At 51.9% G+C, this 17,538-nt stretch carries 16 protein-coding genes; 6 read left to right on the top strand and 10 right to left on the bottom strand.

Annotated features, from left to right (window positions below; all coding sequences use genetic code 11):
- Positions 1-103 precede the first annotated feature (103 nt).
- The 4 genes from WCX19_RS07375 to WCX19_RS07390 form a co-directional block, all read right to left on the bottom strand.
- Entirely contained in the window at positions 104-2,104 is a 2,001-nt protein-coding gene (locus WCX19_RS07375) for a DUF4118 domain-containing protein (RefSeq protein WP_373006680.1), read from the bottom strand.
- A gap of 9 nt (positions 2,105-2,113) precedes the next feature.
- The gene (kdpB, locus tag WCX19_RS07380) at positions 2,114-4,213 is read right to left on the bottom strand and encodes a potassium-transporting ATPase subunit KdpB (RefSeq protein ID WP_373006682.1); all 2,100 of its coding nucleotides are present in this window, start codon (positions 4,211-4,213) and stop codon (positions 2,114-2,116) included.
- Positions 4,206-6,632, bottom strand: a complete 2,427-nt coding sequence (gene kdpA, locus WCX19_RS07385) for a potassium-transporting ATPase subunit KdpA (protein ID WP_373006684.1) — start codon at positions 6,630-6,632, stop codon at positions 4,206-4,208. The genes kdpB and kdpA overlap by 8 nt, the downstream gene beginning before the upstream one ends.
- A gap of 248 nt (positions 6,633-6,880) precedes the next feature.
- Complete coding sequence (locus WCX19_RS07390) at positions 6,881-7,249, bottom strand: hypothetical protein (protein WP_373006686.1); 369 nt, start codon at positions 7,247-7,249, stop codon at positions 6,881-6,883.
- 267 nt (positions 7,250-7,516) lie between these two features.
- Here WCX19_RS07390 and WCX19_RS07395 point away from each other — a divergent pair, with 267 nt between their 5' ends.
- A complete protein-coding gene (locus WCX19_RS07395) occupies positions 7,517-7,708 on the top strand; it encodes an ATP-binding protein (RefSeq protein ID WP_373006688.1) in 192 nt (63 codons plus the stop codon).
- Between the two features lie 68 nt (positions 7,709-7,776).
- Here the strand turns inward: WCX19_RS07395 and WCX19_RS07400 are convergent, their stop codons facing one another.
- From WCX19_RS07400 to tuf, 3 genes are read right to left on the bottom strand one after another with little or no spacing between them, the layout of a single operon-like run.
- Complete coding sequence (locus WCX19_RS07400; RefSeq protein ID WP_373006743.1) at positions 7,777-9,417, bottom strand: flippase activity-associated protein Agl23; 1,641 nt, start codon at positions 9,415-9,417, stop codon at positions 7,777-7,779.
- 2 nt (positions 9,418-9,419) lie between these two features.
- Complete coding sequence (gene rpsJ, locus WCX19_RS07405; RefSeq protein WP_373006690.1) at positions 9,420-9,728, bottom strand: 30S ribosomal protein S10; 309 nt, start codon at positions 9,726-9,728, stop codon at positions 9,420-9,422.
- Positions 9,729-9,746: 18 nt separating this feature from the next.
- Positions 9,747-11,027 carry a translation elongation factor EF-1 subunit alpha gene (gene tuf / locus WCX19_RS07410; RefSeq protein ID WP_373006692.1) on the bottom strand — a complete coding sequence of 427 codons (1,281 nt, stop codon included), beginning with the start codon at positions 11,025-11,027 and terminating at the stop codon, positions 9,747-9,749.
- Between the two features lie 163 nt (positions 11,028-11,190).
- On the opposite strand from tuf, the gene WCX19_RS07415 reads away from it, so the two are divergent.
- Complete coding sequence (locus WCX19_RS07415; protein WP_373006693.1) at positions 11,191-11,487, top strand: hypothetical protein; 297 nt, start codon at positions 11,191-11,193, stop codon at positions 11,485-11,487.
- Between the two features lie 4 nt (positions 11,488-11,491).
- On the opposite strand, the gene WCX19_RS07420 is transcribed toward WCX19_RS07415, so the two are convergent.
- The 3 genes from WCX19_RS07420 to WCX19_RS07430 all read right to left on the bottom strand — a co-directional run bounded on the left by WCX19_RS07420 (position 11,492) and on the right by WCX19_RS07430 (position 13,574).
- The gene (locus WCX19_RS07420; protein WP_373006695.1) at positions 11,492-12,343 is read right to left on the bottom strand and encodes a 4Fe-4S binding protein; all 852 of its coding nucleotides are present in this window, start codon (positions 12,341-12,343) and stop codon (positions 11,492-11,494) included.
- Positions 12,344-12,432: 89 nt separating this feature from the next.
- Positions 12,433-13,143, bottom strand: coding sequence for an adenosylcobinamide-GDP ribazoletransferase (cobS, locus tag WCX19_RS07425; protein ID WP_373006697.1), 711 nt, complete (start codon positions 13,141-13,143; stop codon positions 12,433-12,435).
- On the bottom strand, positions 13,140-13,574 hold the full coding sequence (locus WCX19_RS07430) for a phosphatidylglycerophosphatase A (RefSeq protein WP_373006699.1): 435 nt from the start codon (positions 13,572-13,574) through the stop codon (positions 13,140-13,142). Before WCX19_RS07430 ends, cobS begins: the two co-directional genes overlap by 4 nt.
- A 102-nt stretch (positions 13,575-13,676) precedes the next feature.
- Here WCX19_RS07430 and cobT point away from each other — a divergent pair, with 102 nt between their 5' ends.
- The 4 genes from cobT (at position 13,677) to WCX19_RS07450 (ending at position 17,358) form a co-directional block, all read left to right on the top strand.
- Positions 13,677-14,687: a nicotinate mononucleotide-dependent phosphoribosyltransferase CobT gene (gene cobT / locus WCX19_RS07435; RefSeq protein WP_373006701.1), complete on the top strand. Its 1,011-nt coding sequence runs from the start codon at positions 13,677-13,679 to the stop codon at positions 14,685-14,687.
- 40 nt (positions 14,688-14,727) lie between these two features.
- Complete coding sequence (locus tag WCX19_RS07440; RefSeq protein ID WP_373006703.1) at positions 14,728-15,282, top strand: GMP synthase subunit A; 555 nt, start codon at positions 14,728-14,730, stop codon at positions 15,280-15,282.
- A 554-nt stretch (positions 15,283-15,836) separates the two neighbouring features.
- Positions 15,837-16,796: a DUF3821 domain-containing protein gene (locus WCX19_RS07445; protein WP_373006705.1), complete on the top strand. Its 960-nt coding sequence runs from the start codon at positions 15,837-15,839 to the stop codon at positions 16,794-16,796.
- A gap of 55 nt (positions 16,797-16,851) precedes the next feature.
- Positions 16,852-17,358, top strand: a complete 507-nt coding sequence (locus WCX19_RS07450) for a nitroreductase family protein (protein ID WP_373006707.1) — start codon at positions 16,852-16,854, stop codon at positions 17,356-17,358.
- Positions 17,359-17,538: the final 180 nt, after the last annotated feature.

Raw genomic sequence — 17,538 nt, forward strand, 5'->3', positions numbered from 1 at the left:
CTGTTTTTATGTTTTTCTGGCTACGGGGCAGGTAATACGGAAAATACTGATGAGGGGGGAGCGTCAGGTCGCGCCCGCAGGATCACAGATACTACCTGAGCGTTCAGGCCGGCCCCGGGTTAACGTTTCCCGTCTCTTTTTCCGGGTTTACCCGTTCGAGGGCAAGTGCGGCCTGGTTTGCAAATGCGGTAAGGATACGGGATTGCTCATAGGTGATGACACCATTTGGCTCTGCCGGTTGCACACCCATAATTCCAAGCACTCCCCGGGAACTCTGGAGAGGGATATACCGGAGCTTCGAACCATGCAGCGTATCGGTATCGTAACCGGCAATGGTACCGTGAGAAAAAGCCCAGGTTGCCACAGCAACATCGTCTGAATCCAGGGTGAGTCCCGGGCTTTGTGCATGCGCCACGAGCCCGCCGTTTTCCGGAAGAAAAAATGCACTTTCCCACTGGAAAATTGCCCGAATGTTCTGTGCAACGGCGGCAACGATCGTATCTGTATCTACAGCCCCTGCAAGATCCTGCGAGAGTGCGTAGAGCGTGCTGGTCTCCTTCTCGCGGATCTGCGCTGCATCTGCATGCCTGCGTGCCTGAGCAACAAGCAGGCTGATAACAGCACCAACGATTATCATGCCCAGGAATGTGATGAGATACTCGGTATCGGTGATGCGGAACGACAGGTAGGGCGGCACAAAGAAGAAATCGAACGCGATGACACCGATAACCGAAGTAAAAATCGCAGGCTTGAGGCCCCGCCTGAACGCTATGACGACAACGGCAAGCAGGTAGAGCATCGCCACGTTGACCGGGGAAATAACTGAATGAATCAACCAGCTAATGATAGTGACCGCAACGACAAGCACCACGCTTTCCATATAATCCCGGGGGAGCGTAGCGGGCAGCAGGGGTTCCAGATCCGCCGGTGATTTGGGAGTTTCCGTACCGCTGCTGATCACGTATACATCAATGGGCCCGCTGTTATGGATGAGCTGGTCGACCACCGAGCCAAAGACAAATTCCTGCCACCGGGGACGCAGGGTCTTCCCTATAATGATCCGGGTCACATTGTGCTGTCGTGCGTACTCAAGAGCCGTGTTTGCCACGTTGAGCCCGAATACGCTTGCGGTAGTCGCACCCAGTTTTTCTGCAAGCTGGAGCGACCGGTCGACCTGCTCCTTTGCCTTCTGCGAGAGCCGGTGATGGGTGGGCGTTTCAACATAAATTGCGCACCAGTGGGCATTGATCCGGTCGGCCTGCCGGCGGGCTGTGCGTATGAGCCTTTCCGCAAGCGGGCCCGGGCCGATACAGACCAGCAGGTATTCGCCGACCGGCCAGGGACCGGGGATCGAACGCGTCTGCATATACGCAAGCATCTGGTTGTCGACGCGATCTGCTGCCCGGCGCAGCGCAAGCTCGCGGAGGGCATAGAGGTTACCCTCGTTAAAGAACTGCTCTATCGCCCGGGCCGCCATGTCGGGTACATACACTTTTCCCTCACGGAGACGCTGGAGAAGTTCGGGCGGCGTAAGATCGACGACCTCGATCTCGGATGCCTCGTCAATTACCCGGTCGGGGATCTTCTCCTGCATGATGACGCCGGTAATTTGGGCCACCACATCGTTCAGGCTCTCAATGTGCTGGACGTTTAGCGTGGTATAGACATCAATTCCTGCAGCAAGCAGTTCTTCCACGTCCTGGTACCGTTTCGGGTGCCGGGTGCCGGGAGCATTGGTGTGAGCGAGCTCATCGACGAGTACCAATTGAGGGTGTGCGGCAAGGATTGCATCGAGATCCATCTCGGAAAGGTGTACGCCATGGTATTCGATCTGCTGCACGGGAATGGCGGGGAGTCCCAGAATGAGCGCTTCGGTCTCGCGCCTCCCGTGGTGCTCGATGTACCCGATCCTGACATCGATACCTTCGTCTTTCCTGAGATGCGCTGCCATGAGCATCTCGTACGTTTTCCCGACTCCTGCGATATACCCAAGGAAAATCTTGAGTTTGCCCCGATGCTTCTGCTGTTCTTCTTTTTGTACCCGTGCAAGAAGTGCATCGGGATCAGGGCGTTGATCCTGACGATGACTGGGGGAAACCGGCATAGGTCAGGTTCACACTCCAAGGAACACAAGCAGCATATCAATGATCTTTATTCCGATGAAGGGGGCAATAAGCCCGCCGACTCCGTAGATCAAAATGTTGTTCCGCAATGCCTCTCCTGCCGACATTGCCTGGTACTTCACGCCCCGCAGCGCAAGCGGGATGAGTGCGACGATAATAAGCGCGTTGAAGATCACCGCGGCAAGAATCCCGTCGTGAAGACCGAGAATGTTGAGCGCACCAAGCGACGGGTATGTCGAGGCAAACGCGACCGGGATGATGGCGAAATACTTGGCGATATCGTTTGCAATGGAGAATGTGGTCAGCGCCCCCCGGGTCATGAGGAGCTGCTTACCTATCTCCACGATCTCGATAAGTTTGGTCGGGTTGGAATCGAGATCGATCATGTTTGCCGCTTCCCGGGCCGGCTGGGTGCCGGTGTTCATCGCGACCGCGACATCGGCCTGCGCCAGTGCCGGGGCGTCGTTTGTCCCGTCGCCGGTCATCGCGACCATCCGTCCGCCGGCCTGGTACTCCCGGATCAGTTTGAGTTTGCTCTCGGGCGTTGCTTCGGCCAGGAAATCGTCGACGCCGGCTTCTGCCGCAATGGTCGCGGCCGTGAGCCGGTTGTCCCCGGTGATCATGACGGTCTTGATGCCCATCTTCCGGAGCTGGACAAAGCGCTCCTTGATCCCACCTTTGACGATATCTTTTAAGTGGATGACGCCGAGCGCCTTTCCGTTCCGTGCGACGACAAGCGGCGTGCCGCCGGCCCGTGAGATGGTATCTACGGTCTGTATGAGTTCATCGGATACCGTATTACCGCTCGTTTCGATATACCGGAACAGCGCATCGGCTGCGCCTTTCCGGATATGGAGTTCGCCCTGGTCGACACCGCTCATCCGGGTCTGGCTTGAGAACGGGACAAACTGCATCCCGATGTCGGGTCCCGAAGCGCCGACCGTCCGGCCCCGGAGGTCGTACTTCTCTTTTGCAAGGACGACAATACTGCGGCCCTCGGGTGTTTCATCGGCAAGCGACGCCAGCTGTGCGGTCTCTGCCAGATCGTTAATGTCAGTCCCGTCAACCGGGATAAACTCAACCGCCTGCCGGTTCCCGAGCGTGATGGTGCCTGTCTTGTCGAGCAGGAGGACATCCACATCCCCGGCCGCCTCGATCGCACGGCCAGATATCGTGATCACGTTTCTCTGGATCAACCGGTCCATTCCTGCAATACCAATTGCGGAGAGGAGGCCGCCGATCGTAGTCGGTGCAAGACAGACAAAGAGCGCCACAAGCACCGTAATGGTGACCGTTGTGCCGGCCCCGGCGGACTGGACGCTGTACGCGGAGAAGGCATAGAGCGCTGCTGCCACGACGATAAAGATCGTGGTCAGGCCGAGTAAAAGGAGGTTGAGTGCGATCTCGTTCGGGGTCTTCTGGCGCTTTGCACCCTCAATGAGACTGATCATGTGATCGAGGAATCCTTCCCCCGGATTTGCACTCACACGGACGATCAGCCAGTCAGAGAGAATGACCGTGCCACCCGTGACTGCACTCCGGTCCCCGCCGGATTCGCGGATGACCGGGGCACTCTCCCCGGTGATTGCGCTCTCGTTTACTGAAGCGATGCCTTCGAGAATTTCCCCGTCCACCGGGATCGTGTCCCCGGCCTTTACATAGAACAGGTCTGACTTGCGGAGTAGCGATGAGGACACCTGTTCGAAGTCGGTTGCTTTCGGTTCACCGCCTTTTGCGATCCGGTAATTGTCTCGAAGCCGTTTTGCGGTTGTGTCCTGCCGCATCTTCCTGAGGGATTCGGCCTGGGCTTTTCCCCGGCCTTCGGCAAGTGCCTCGGCAAAGTTAGCAAAGAGGACGGTAAACCAGAGCCACGCGGAGATTGCGCCGATGAACCCGGCTGGCGCCTCGCCATTCCCGAGAACGGCAAGGACAAAGAGGATGGTGGTGAGCGCACTTCCGACTTCGACACAGAACATGACCGGGTTTGCAATCAGGGTCCGTGGGTCGAGTTTTATGACCGCGTCAAGTCCTGCCCTGCGGTACAGGCCCGGGATCTTCTGGACGGCCCGGGTGTCTGTTGTTTCAGACATGGATGACACCTCCTATCATCCCCATGTATTCAGCGATGGGGCCAAGAGAGAGTGCCGGGAGGTAACTTAACGCACCGATCACTATGATGACAAACACAAGCCAGATGATGAAGAGCGGTCGGTGATCGCGGAGCGTTCCTTCTCCTGCAGGGACGATCTTCTTTGCGACAAGCGATCCCGCGAGCGCGAGCGTAAGGATGATTGTCGCAAAGCGCCCGACAAACATACAGATTGCGGTCGCAAGGTTGTAGAACAGGCTGTTTGCCGAGAGCCCGGCAAAGGCGCTGCCGTTATTCTGCGTGGCCGAGGTAAATGCGTACAGGATCTCTGAGAACCCGTGCGGCCCCGGGTTAAAGATTCCGGCCTGTCCTGCGGGCGTGAGTACGGCAAGCGAGGTGAAGGCAAGGATCAGGATGATCGGGATGAGGATAATGATCGTCGCCATCTTCATCTCGAACTGCTCGATCTTCTTACCGTAGAGCTCCGGCGTCCGTCCTACCATGAGGCCGGCAATGAACATCGCGATGATGGCAAAGACAAGCATGCAGTAGAGTCCCGAGCCGACGCCACCGAATACCACTTCGCCCAGCTGCATGTCAAAGAGCATGACCCCACCGGCCACCGGCATGAAGGAATCGTGCATGGCATCGACTGCACCGCATGAGGTGACCGTTGTCACGACTGCAAAGAGGGCGGTGGGAACGATCCCGAACCTGACCTCTTTTCCTTCCATATTCCCTCCTGACTGAAGGTGGGACGGGGTCTGGTCGATACCAAGCGATGAAAACGCCGGGTTGCCGCCCTGCTCCGACCAGATGGTAAGACCGACCAGTGGCAGGAAGATCAGGGACATGGCGATGAGGAGCGCGACCCCTTTACGCCGCGATCCGATCATGCCCCCGAACATCATGCAGAGCGCTGCGGGGATGATGATGATCGCAAAGGTCTCGACAAGGTTTGAGAACGGTGTGGGATTTTCGAGAGGGTGGGCCGAGTTGGCATTATAGAACCCCCCGCCGTTTGTGCCGAGATGCTTGATAGCGACCTGCGAGGCGACGGGCCCAAGCGGGATCGTCTGGGTGGTGACAAGAGCGCCGGTACTGTCTTTTACCGGGTCAAGGAGCGGTACGGTTACCGCACCGGAGAATGTCTGGGGTGTTCCCTGCGAGACAAGCACCAGGGAGATGACCAGGCAGATGGGAATCAGGATGAGGGTGCTTTTCACAAGAAGCGACCAGAAGTTTCCGATCGTTGTCCCGGATTTCCGGGTGAACGCGTAGATGAGCGCGACAAGAACCGCAAGAGCGACCGCGGCCGAGAGGAAATTCTGGACTGCCAGGCCCACCATCTGGGTGAAGTAACTCATGGTGACTTCGGGGACATAGGCCTGCCAGTTGGTATTTGTTGCAAAACTTACTGCCGTGTTAAGCGAGAGGTCCCAGGGGACGGCACCAAGGCCGGCGGGGTTCAAGGGGAGGAACTGCTGGACGAGCTGGAGGAAAAAGACGACCGCGATGCAGGGGATGGTGAAGACCATGACTGCTACCGCAAACTGCTTCCAGTCCATCTCCTCCCCGGGGTCGACGCCGCTTATGGCAAGGATCTTCTGTTCTGTCCAGTCAAAGACCGGGGAGAAGAAGTTTGGCTTGCCGGTAAAAACTTTTGCCATCCATGCCCCAAGGGGGATACAGAGGAGTGCAACAAGGCCGATGAAGAGGAGCACCTGGATCCAGTCCGCGATCCTCATGCCAAAGACCGAATCCGAAGGGCTGGCATGGGTATTTGATCCGGAAGACTGCGGTACGGAGATTTTCCCGGCACTCAGGTCATCGAGTGCGAGGTTTAATGAGAGGACATTTACCCGGGGCTCGCCGAATATTCCGAACTCGCGGGGCTCGATCTGCGATGCGACAAGCGCGGAGACCTCATATTCTGGGAGGTTGCGTTCCCGGGCAATGCGGGGTACCTGGTAGTACGCAGCGGCAACCGAGATGTCCGGGTCAAGGCCGCTTCCCGATGCAGTGACAAGATCGACCGGGATCTCTTTGGTGTTGGTCGGATCCACGGCATGGAGGGCATCAACCCGGGCCTGGGATTGGTTCACGAGCGCCGGGTTATTGGACCCGAGATTGGATCCGCCCGATGCACCGGCATTGTACGGGATCGGCGATGTCGCGGAGAGACGGCCCCAGAAATACTGTGGCGATGAAAATGGCTGCCCGATCTGGGACGAACCGGCGACCTTCCCGTTATGTATGAGGAGATCCCCGTTTGACTGGACCGGGAATGCCACCTGTGCGACACCTGTGACAACGAGCGGGTAAAGAATGCCCACGATAAGGGTGAGCAGGAAAAAGATCATTACCGCAGGCTTTGCCTGTTTTCGGATTGAGGATCCTATGGATCCCGTGGTAGTCATAAAGACCGCCTCGTACGCTTGCCGGTCCGGATGTTTTTCACGAGACCGGTAGTTGCGTGTACGACGCTTCAAAAGTGATTGTATAAATGCATGTCAGTCCGATGACCTCGGAAAAGTTTGTTAAAAAATCCTTTTTGTAATAATAATCGGACAATTATGTATCAGTGCCACGCACCTGTCCGGTCCCGCTGCCGGTGTGCCGGTATTCTCTGAAAAGATCATAATGGTGCCGGGCAATGAGGAGCTCGCTATCCTTTGTACCTGGTGTACCGGAAGAGCGGCATACCGTTGATGTGCAGTGAGTCATCCGAGGAATCATAGACCCAGGACGTAGCATTCCCTGTCCGAGAATGCGCGATATATCTCCCGATGCTGGTCTTTGTCCAGTTCCCTTGTTCGATCTGCTCCCCGCGTTCAAGGTAATACGTGGAGTACAGGTACGTCTGGTTCTCAAAAAATATCATGTGGAAATCGGTCTGGGGCGGCTCACCCCTTACCCACTGGCCGACAACCGGATCCGGTGAGGATCCCCTCCAGTGGAAGCCCGGCATCTGGATGCATCCCGCTGCCAGCATTGATATGAGAATAATGGCGGGAACAAGAAAACCGGTACGCATAATTACTGGTAATCCCCGGCCGATCTGATGAAATTTTCGGCAGCGGGGGGAAATACTGCCGGGCAGCATCGGATGGCGCCGTTGCATGGTCTCCCTGATAAAGAGATATCATGAGAGTGGGCAAGGTAACATCTTTTTTGTGTTCACAGGATAGCGATATTCCACTTTGCCGCGTTTTCCCCCCAGAGCAGGGCTGGCAAATAGTGCAAATAGTGCAGAGAGCGTGGGGCCGGTGAACCCGAAACCCTCCCAAAAGAAGGTAAAAGAGTGCTCTCTGAACTGAAGTCTTTTGCATTTGTTCTGGAACACAAGACTGTTCCCCTGTTCGGGAACTCAGGTACGGGAAAAACTCATCTTGCTATTGCTACCGGCATGCATGCCTGCGAACATAATTACCGCGTGATGTTCCGGACTGCTACAAGTCTTGTTCACGAGATGATTGAAGCTTACGACAGATGATGCCAGAGTAAAATTACTCCGACTTTATCCGACACACTTGAAAGTTGATGAGACCATAGAATGGTCTCTCACCGTTGCGGGGTAAAAACATCGATATTGATACTTCCCATCTTGCCGTCCCGGTGAATGTAATAATCAAAGAGCCGGTTATCATTGTCGTAGAATGAGAACCAGTAACTGAGTTTGTAGGTCTTTTTATCGTATCCCGTCAGCGATGGATAACTTTCCGTATCGTGAAGAATGATCACCCCGGGGTGGTTCTCGATCAGGGTCTTTTCATCCTCTATCTGACCATAGAATGTGATCTTATTCCACCGATCGCCCCGGTAATACCAGGGTAACGGCCAGTAATCCTTCGATGCGACGATCACGTGATCTGAAGCGTCAATCAGGTTCATGACAACTCTCATGTCTTCGGAGTTCTGAACCTGAATAATGGGCTCATTGATATCTGCCGGGATAAACGCGACGTGCCATGTCATCAGGAGCAGGAAGAGGCCGCCGATAAGAACAAATGCAATCTTCTGCCAGTTCAGGTTGTACGCAGCGACAAAGCACATGGGAAGCAACTGGTGGATTAAAAGCCAAGGCACTTTCTCCCCGACATACGCATAAAACGCCATGGTCAGAATCATCCAGTAGATACAAAACTGGAAGAAGAACTCGGATTTTTCAGTTGTTATTCGGGGTGTCCTGATTTGGGTAAGGCTTGTTGTGGCGAGGTCCGCTGTTGAAAGTTCAAAGTGGCGGGATTTCAGCCAGTTTTTTATACGCCTGCCCGTAAGGGTCAGGTTAGTACCTTTGAATACAAACTGGAGTGTCCCCAGTATTGCAAGAAGGAATATCGGTAATTCATAGAGGAGATACAAAGGTATGTAGAAATAGAACGGGCCACCAAGACGCTGCTCTTCATGCATGGCCAACCAGTGGTCAGCAGCCTGATACCATCCAGTGGTATTGATTTGGAAATTCTGACCGACGAGCGTCTCCGGATGCATACCGAATGCTGAATACAGGGCGACCAGAAGCCCTGTTGTAAGAAGCAGTCCGATCAACAGATCATTTTTCCATTGTGGTGGGAGGGTAATGCGTTTTTTCCAGAGTGCATATCCGAAAAACGAGATAAATATCAAAAGTATAATCGGCATCTCTTCTTTACAGGAGAGTGCCCCCGCTGTAGCTATTGCAGCGACAATAACATATCGCAACTGCCCCCGCTCAAGGTAATAGAGTAGGGCAACAAGGAGGAGCATGGTGAAAAAAAGCATGAATATATCATGACGGAGGAACCGGGAGAAATAGACCATATCCGGGGAAATGGCAATGAACAGTGCGACAACGAGTGTCTGTGCCTTTGTGATATACCCGAGTCGGTAAATAAAGTAGACCAGTGGTACAAGCAGCGTGCCGAATAATGCCGGAAGCAACCGTGCAACAAGATCTGATGCGCCAAAAAGTGAGAACATCCCGGCAGTGACATAATAAAGGAAGGGACCGTGGTAACTGGGGTCGTAGACCCAGGTTCCTTTTGTCAGGAGATCAAAGGAAAACCATGAATGGATGGCTTCATCATGGTGGAGTAATTTGAGATCCAGATTCCAGAATCTCACGATAATGGTAAGCAATAAAATTAAAAGAAAAACGCGTTCAAAAGTAAAAATATGTTTTATCTTATCGGAAAAAGAAGCGGCTTTTTCCACGTGCCGCACCTTCAACTCTCTAAAACAATTTCAATGCCGATATCTTTTGGTACCTGAATCCGCATCAACTGGCGGAGTGCGCGCTCATCTGCATCGATATCAATGAGTCGCTTATGGATACGCATCTGCCAGCGATCAAATGTTGCGGTTCCTTCCCCATCGGGGCTTTTGCGGATTGGAACAACGAGTCTTTTTGTCGGGAGTGGGATGGGCCCAGCCAGATTCACCCCTGTGCGTTCTGCAATCTCTCGGATCCTGTCACAGACCATCTCTACTTTATTGAAATCTGTCCCTGTCAGGCGAATTCTGGCTTTTTGCATGATGATCACTCCAAAAATTTATTTAATCATCTGTTTTGCTTGAACGGCGATACACATACCGGCTGCGATGGTTGAACCCATATCACGGACAGCGAACCTGCCCAGCTGCGGGAGGTCCTTCACATTCTCAATGACCATGGGCTTTGTCGGCTTAATCTGGACGATTGCCGCATCACCGGTCTTTAAGAATGTGGGGTTCTCTTCCTTGGTCTGGCCAGAGCGCGGGTCAAGTTTCTTCTTGAGCTCAACAAATGTGCATGCGGTCTGGGTTGTGTGGCAGTGGAAGACCGGCGTGTAACCGACGGTGATTGCGCTGGGGTGCTGGAGCACGACAACCTGTGCAGTGAATTCCTCTGCTACGGTTGGGGGTTGCTCAGCGGGTCCACAGACATCGCCACGGCGGATGTCGCCCTTTGCAATACCACGGACGTTAAACCCAACGTTGTCTCCCGGTACTGCCTGGGGGATTTCCTCGTGGTGCATTTCAATGGACTTGATTTCTCCATCTTTGTTTGCCGGCATGAAGGACACTTTCATACCTTTCTTCATGACACCGGTTTCAACACGGCCTACCGGAACGGTTCCGATACCACTGATACTGTATACATCCTGGATCGGAAGCCGAAGTGGCTTGTCAGTTGGTTTTGACGGTTCCTTGAATGTGTCAAGTGCCGCGATTAGCGGGAGCCCTTTGTACCACGGGGTTTCAGGACTGTTTACCTTAATATTGGTGCCCTGAAGCGAGCTGACCGGGATAAAAAGTGTTTCGTCGGGTTTGTACCCGACCATCTTGATGAGCTCCGAAAGATCCTTTTTGACTTCGTTGAAACGCTTCTCATCATATTTTACTGCATCCATCTTGTTGATAGCGATGATGATCTGCGAGATACCGAGCGTTCGTGCAAGGAATACATGTTCCTTGGTCTGTTCCATGACACCATCGGGAGCTGCTACGACAAGGATCGCAGCATCGGCCTGTGATGCGCCGGTGATCATGTTCTTGACAAAGTCTCTGTGCCCGGGGCAGTCTACGACTGTAAAGTAATACTTCGCGGTATCGAATCGCTTGTGCGCGATATCGATGGTGATACCTCTTTCACGCTCTTCCTTGAGGTTATCCATGACCCATGCGAATTCAAAAGTCGCCTTACCCTTCGATTCAGCCTCCTTTCGGTAGGCCTCAATAATGTGTGCAGGTACTGCACCCGTCTCGAACATCATGCGGCCAACGGTAGTTGACTTTCCGTGGTCAATGTGTCCGATAACAGCCAGATTCATGTGGGGCTTATCAGCTGCCATTCAATGTTCCTCCCATGTTGTAATTGTCCGCATACCGTCTGTCTATGCGAGTATTACATATATGAGACGCATCTATTTAAAGTATTTCGATTCTCTCTACCCTTTTTTCAGGAGAAGATCCATACCGATATTCTCATATCTTTGTTTGAATACTCTCTTTGGTATGAAGACACTACCGTTCCAGCGGGACACAACTAAAAACCGGGTGACTGTTGAATGCGCCGGGCGCAATGTATCGGTGTACAGTTCCTGTGCATACTGCAGGCACTGTCAGGGTATCCGTGTAGGAACCCGTCTTGCTCCATCGCCCCAGGTAAAAGCGCTCAATGACATACGACAACGGGGCGCAGCCGATGAAACGCTCATGAGTGCCGCAATGATGTTTAACACGCTGGTACGGGACGGATCGGCTGTCGAATGTGATGATGATAAAAACGAGGGTTTTTTAAAATTATATTGAATCACTATATCTGAACGGCTGGTGTGGAAATCTCTTTTTTTATATCATCTCTGAATGTTTCGAATTGAATATCGTTCATCTGATCCGACAACATCCTTCCGCTCCATGCCCGTCGGTAAACCCAATCAACAATCTTCTCTACTACTTTGATGACGGTCTCTTCATCCGGTACTTTGATGAGTTCACGGCCGATATGCGGGTGCCGCCCCCGCCTTCCCCCGACAATGATCAGGAAATGCCGGTTTTCCGCTTTTAAAAGATCGAACGGACAGGACTGGATACATACTCCGCACTGGACACATTTGTCTTCATTGAGTTCGGATAACCCGTTCCGGATAATAATCGCGTTTTCCTTACAGTATTCAACACAGGTTCCACAGCCCGTGCACTGACCCTTGATACGAAGGGGGTTTACCCGGCCCATGATCCCGATCTCATTGAGCTGGGGACTTGTACATCCATTCGGGCAGCCGGATACTGCAATACGCATTTTAACCGGCATGACTTTACCAAACAATTTCTGATCGATCTTTTTTGCAAGGCTCGCTGTATCGATATTGGCAAATTTGCAGCGCTCGGTGCCCGGGCAGGCAATCACGTTGACAATTTCGTCACGTTCAGATCCAATCGGCGTGCCATTTTTCATCAGCGCTTTTGCCAGCGCCCGGAGTCTTTTTGGTTCGACATGGGGGATTTCCACAGTCTGCCGTGCGGTACAATGGACAAACCCTTTTCCATACCGTTTTGCGATGGTGGCAATTCCGCGCATCTGCTCTACTGAAAATATGCCGGCGGGCAGACGTATGCGGACGGTACAGTACTGTGCGTCCCGCTCGGTGATGACGCCACCTTTCATGTGTACGCCTAGATCCTTAAACATCGATCAAGAGTGCGAGCAGAACAAATATTAAAGATGGTGTTGGGGCACGAAAGAACATCAAAGGTTCAGGTCAGTGCCAGCGCAACAATTACGAGGGCCCGGGTAATCTCGTTTGCTGCCCCGACTACATCCCCATTGATCCCTCTGAATAGTTTTTCGGATACTACGAGGAGACTGAGGGGGCACAGGATCATGACTATCGCTGCTGTTACCAGTTGGAACGGGGTTACTGGAAGGAAAACGAGGGGTATGCACAGAAGTATCGAGAGGAACGGGAACCAGGGCCGGGCATACTGGTGGAGGTAGCTATGCATCCCCTCTTTGAATGGTGTCCCATACGCTGTAAGAAATGCCATGGAAAATTTTGCACAGACCTCACCAATGATGAGTGCGGAAATAATGGACGTGGCTGCATGGAGACCGGCAAAGAGAAGGAGGGTGATAACAAGCCCGACAGCAATACCCCCGGCACCGACATATTTGTCAGTGAGGGCCAGGGTTCTTTTCTCATGATCGCCATGCGCCATCAGTCCGTCGCCAAAATCAAGAAGGCCGTCAAAGTGATGTGCACCTGAAAGGAGGATCACTCCCGCTACGGCAACAGCGGCAGCGAGCGTTCGATCGGTAATAAAAAATACCGGTACCGCAACCAGAAGCGCAATTACATACCCTGCAACCGGGTAGAGCCATGAATGGCGTGCAAATTGATCAAACTCCTGTGGTTTTCCCAAAGGAAGTATGGTGGTGAACTGTAAGAGTGACAGAAACGATCTCATACACATTCACTGTAAAGACGGGAGGTGCATCCAGCTATCAGACCTGCCACGGCATCGTCAGGGAATGGACCCCGGGTGGCAAGGATGCCGGGCTTTTTCTGGTCATACCGGGGGAACTCGAACTGTGCATATGTTCCGCCTATGCATTCTGCAATGGCAATCCCGATGATCTCGTCGCTCAATAAAAAGACCAGTTCTTCGGCAATCTCAGAATTTTTGCGTTTTTCGTAGAGTTCTTCTTCGAGAAGCACCGCACCAATGAGCAGGTAGGAGACGTTCGGATCCTTCAGGTATTTCTGTATTTTTGCTTTTATATTCATGGACGCCTGTTCTTCCGGCATTCCATGGGAGACGTAGAGCCCCATGGCCGCATCGACAATGGCATCGAGAGTAATTCCCTTATTTTCCAGCCGTTCTTCGATCTCAAACATTTCAAAAAGGTAATGGGGTTACCCTCCTATTATAGGGTTATGACACGATATGCCGATATGTTCAAACATAATGGGTAAAAAATGATCATACGTTGATTCGCTATGCCTTTCCTTTCTATATCTCCCAATATCCCCTATAAAAAGCCAATTTTTTGTGTAATCTTAGGGAACACCTTGGTCTCAACGATCCCCGGTATCTCCGGAGCGGGTCCGACACCGGAAAAAACCCTTCTGACCCCCAATCTTGATGCCGAACTGGTAACGAGTGGCAGTATCACCAGTTTCCCGCTCAAACCTAATACTCCGTCGGGCTGCCCAACCCCGGCATCCATTACACGTGCGATGATAGAACTGACTGGTGTTCCCCCGCTTTTTATCAATGCAGGGCTGAAATATCCTCTGACCGTTCCGTATCTTGATGCGCTTGGACAAATGGGAGAAGATCCGCGGAAATGTGATGCAGTTCCTGTTGCAAAACAACTTTTTTGCCATGGACAAGAGATCGGGAGGCTCCTTTCGTGGTCAGGTGACCTGCTCGTTCTGGGTGAATGTGTGCCGGGTGGTACAACGACTGCACTCTGTGTGCTTCGCGCTCTTGGGTATCCTGCCACGGTCAGCAGCAGTTTTGTAGAGAACCCAATAAACCAGAAAGAGATGATCTGCGAGGAGGTTGTAAAGAAAATTGCAGCGGATAATATTACAGATCCCCTCGAAATAATCAAACGTGTCGGAGACCCGATGATCCCGGTTGCGGCAGGTATTGCCCATACTTATAAGGGAACTCTGGTGCTTGCCGGGGGAACCCAGATGCTTGCAGTCTGCGGTGTGATTAAGGCAATGAACGGTCCCATGCCTATGATCGCAACGACGGTATATGTCCGCGATGACCGAACCGCCAATGTGGAGAAACTTGCGGCGATGATGGGGATATCCGTATATTATGTCGATCCCGGATTTGGCGAACTGGGGCATGAGGGTCTTGCCCGGTACTGTAACGGGGAGGTCAAGGAAGGAACCGGCGCCGGGGGAGCGATGTTTATGGCATGCATTATGGGATTTACTCCGGATCAGATCCAGAAAAAGATCTTCAAGACTGTTCAGGCATACAGCTGAACAGGCTTAATACCCATTTTATCATAGATATACAAGGATAATGCTTCCAATCTGTGTGGTCAATAATTATGGGCAGTTCAACCATCTGATACACCGTGCCCTGAGGGATCTGGATATTGATGTGGCACTGATTCCCAATACGACCCCAAAAGAGGAGGTCGCAGCAGGGTACCGGGGGATTATTCTCGGCGGAGGCCCGGCAATCGAACGTGCAGGAATATGTGCCGAATATTTGGATCTGGGACTTCCTGTTCTTGGGATCTGTCTTGGTCTTCATATCATTGCAAAAAAATTCGGTGGAGATGTTCATTCGGGTAAATGCGGGGGATACGGTTCGGTCGAAGTCCGCATTATCGACCCTGATGATATCCTTGCAGGGTATCCTGAAAAAATTCCAGTCTGGGCCTCCCATGCGGATGAAGTCTGCCGGGTGCCGAAAGGATTTACGTTGCTTGCCCGTTCTGACATCTGCGATGTAGAGGCCATTGCATGTCCCCAAAAAAGGATTTACGGACTCCAGTGGCATCCCGAGGTAAGCCACACGCTGGATGGGAATAGAGTGTACGAGAATTTCGATGCGATTTGCAAGGAATAATACTGATAATATGAACTATTCTTTTTGATGCATGATCTCTCCTGATCTTCTGGCAGCCAAAATACGCACCATTGGTTTTTGTTGTACCGGTTGTGGTTCCTGTTGCAGAGATGAGTCTCTGTACTTCTCTAAATTTTCCTTTACAAACATCAGAATTTTTTAACAGGACTTGCCGAAGTGATTCCCGGTTCATTGGGGGTACCCCCTCCTGCCAGCCCGGGGTGGCACCCCCCACTCCCAAAAATGAGAGGTACCCCCACCCCCCGACCGATTTTTTAAAGCATGATACCCCCACCCCCCTCTTGTGGCCCGGGGGTGGGGGGGTGTAGTGAAAAATGATGATATGGGGGGCGTTCCGGTTTTTACGTGACCAGCACCAATTTTTGGAAATTATTGATCCGGTCTGTAATTTGTGAAATACAGTTCCCTCATTCTCTTTACCGGATGAAAATTCCGTGAGCGTCAGATTTTTTAAGACAAAAACAGAATGGGTGTCTATGGTACCCGGAATAACCAGACTATGTTTGATCCTCAGTATGGTTTTGTGTTTACTGATGATCCTTCCCGTGACCGCGGGATATACACAAATCTATCAGGGTAATACTGTGTTTATTGGAGAGCAGGGACTTGACATTACTTCTGCAATGGGGAACGATACGCAGATTGGCTGGTGGGCATCGGGTGCAGCTATAGCCACGAGTTCTCCAGAATCCCGTATGCCGGTTACAACACCCTCCAATTTCTATGTCTCTCCTACAACGTTCGGTCCGTACCCCGGCTCGTGGTACCGCCTAAATGCGCAAGATAAACCGGATGGAGTTGCATTCCTCGTTGCTGATCCTAATCTGGATATCCGGGTGGCGGATACAACGGTCAATGTTGATGTGACGGATAAATGGGTGCCCCGGGGCGATCAGGTCTCATTCAGGATCGATACAAACCTGAATCAGGTATTTTTGCGAGGTAGTTCATCATCAGAGGGTATTACCATAAAGGTTCGATCTCCGGATGGTGGAATATACTCCGCGCTTGTCGATAGTTCGGGAAATGCGCATCCTATTGAAAATCTCGTTGTTTCAATACCAACCTATGAAACAGGTTCGATATGGGATACCGGCAATTCTCTCTACCCCACCGGTACTTATTCCATCTGGGCGGAATGCAATGTGAACCGTATGAAGGATAATTATGGTGTAACCGGTAAGACGATAAGCGAGGAAACCAGTCTGCTCGATCAGGATCAGAATCCGTTAATCTCGGTGAATGTCCCTACAACAAGTCCGACGGCCCAGATTGCCACTACATCCACAACACAAAAACCTGTAACTTTACTAACGACCGTAATCACCACCGTGCCGGCAACTGCTCAAACAACAGTAACTGTGCCTGCCGTCACTACCTCACTCACCCCTGTAGAAACAACCCCCACGAAATCCTCCGGGTTTAGTACGGTCCTGGCACTGCTTTCTGTTTGTGCACTTACCGCAGTTGTTATCCTGAAAAAACAGCAATAACCGGTTTTTCAGAGGTACATAACATTTTTATCAGTTGTTTCTCTATATCCAATCTATGAATGTTATTACTGCGACTATCAAAGGACGACACAGTGTCAGGAAATTCAAATCAGATCCTGTGGAGGATACGCTCATTCATGATGTAATAGAATGCGCGGTTCATGCACCAACAGCTATGAACATCCAGCCGTGGCTGATTGGCGTGATACGTACAAAAGAACAGTTAAAAAAAATTGCAGATTTTACCGATCATGGGAAATTTATCGCTGATGCAGCGGTCTGTTTTGCGGTTTTTGGAGAACGCAATACAAAATATTACCTGGAAGACTGTTGCGCCGCGACTGAAAATCTGATACTTGGGCTGCATGCCTATGGTGTAGGTTCATGCTGGGTTGCGGGTGCTAAAAAAGAATATGCCGAAGATGTTCGTAAGCTTTTAAATGTCCCGGAAAAGTATGCCCTTGTCTCACTGGTTCCCGCAGGATTCCCCCAGGAAATTTCTCTTGCCTCAAAGAAAGATACAAAGAAAATGGTATTTTTTGACAGGTTCGTGCAGGAATAATCTCAGCAAAACCCCATTTTGCCAGACCTTTTTTTGTTTGTTGCTCACAGGATATCGCGCTGGTTTTAAGGTCAAGCGCTTTTCTATTTTCAGGTTAAAAAAAACGAGATCCCTTCCCCTCATGAGCCTGGGATCACTTCAGGAAGTCCCGTTAAAATCCTGGCATGTTCATGGAGAAAA

Origin of the sequence: Methanoregula sp. (assembly GCF_041663825.1) — an archaeon.
Taxonomy (GTDB): domain Archaea; phylum Halobacteriota; class Methanomicrobia; order Methanomicrobiales; family Methanospirillaceae; genus Methanoregula.

Excerpts from the sequence above, each read along its gene's own strand:
- rpsJ (WP_373006690.1), bottom strand. The coding sequence starts at position 9,728 with ATGCAAAAAGCCAGAATTCGCCTGACAGGGACAGATTTCAATAAAGTA.
- WCX19_RS07440 (WP_373006703.1), top strand. The coding sequence starts at position 14,728 with ATGCTTCCAATCTGTGTGGTCAATAATTATGGGCAGTTCAACCATCTG.
- tuf (WP_373006692.1), bottom strand. The coding sequence starts at position 11,027 with ATGGCAGCTGATAAGCCCCACATGAATCTGGCTGTTATCGGACACATT.
- kdpB (WP_373006682.1), bottom strand. The coding sequence starts at position 4,213 with ATGTCTGAAACAACAGACACCCGGGCCGTCCAGAAGATCCCGGGCCTG.
- cobS (WP_373006697.1), bottom strand. The coding sequence starts at position 13,143 with ATGAGATCGTTTCTGTCACTCTTACAGTTCACCACCATACTTCCTTTG.
- kdpA (WP_373006684.1), bottom strand. The coding sequence starts at position 6,632 with ATGACTACCACGGGATCCATAGGATCCTCAATCCGAAAACAGGCAAAG.
- WCX19_RS07415 (WP_373006693.1), top strand. The coding sequence starts at position 11,191 with ATGAAGACACTACCGTTCCAGCGGGACACAACTAAAAACCGGGTGACT.
- WCX19_RS07375 (WP_373006680.1), bottom strand. The coding sequence starts at position 2,104 with ATGCCGGTTTCCCCCAGTCATCGTCAGGATCAACGCCCTGATCCCGAT.
- WCX19_RS07430 (WP_373006699.1), bottom strand. The coding sequence starts at position 13,574 with ATGTTTGAGATCGAAGAACGGCTGGAAAATAAGGGAATTACTCTCGAT.
- WCX19_RS07445 (WP_373006705.1), top strand. The coding sequence starts at position 15,837 with ATGATCCTTCCCGTGACCGCGGGATATACACAAATCTATCAGGGTAAT.
- WCX19_RS07420 (WP_373006695.1), bottom strand. The coding sequence starts at position 12,343 with ATGAAAGGTGGCGTCATCACCGAGCGGGACGCACAGTACTGTACCGTC.
- cobT (WP_373006701.1), top strand. The coding sequence starts at position 13,677 with ATGCCTTTCCTTTCTATATCTCCCAATATCCCCTATAAAAAGCCAATT.
- WCX19_RS07390 (WP_373006686.1), bottom strand. The coding sequence starts at position 7,249 with ATGCGTACCGGTTTTCTTGTTCCCGCCATTATTCTCATATCAATGCTG.
- WCX19_RS07450 (WP_373006707.1), top strand. The coding sequence starts at position 16,852 with ATGAATGTTATTACTGCGACTATCAAAGGACGACACAGTGTCAGGAAA.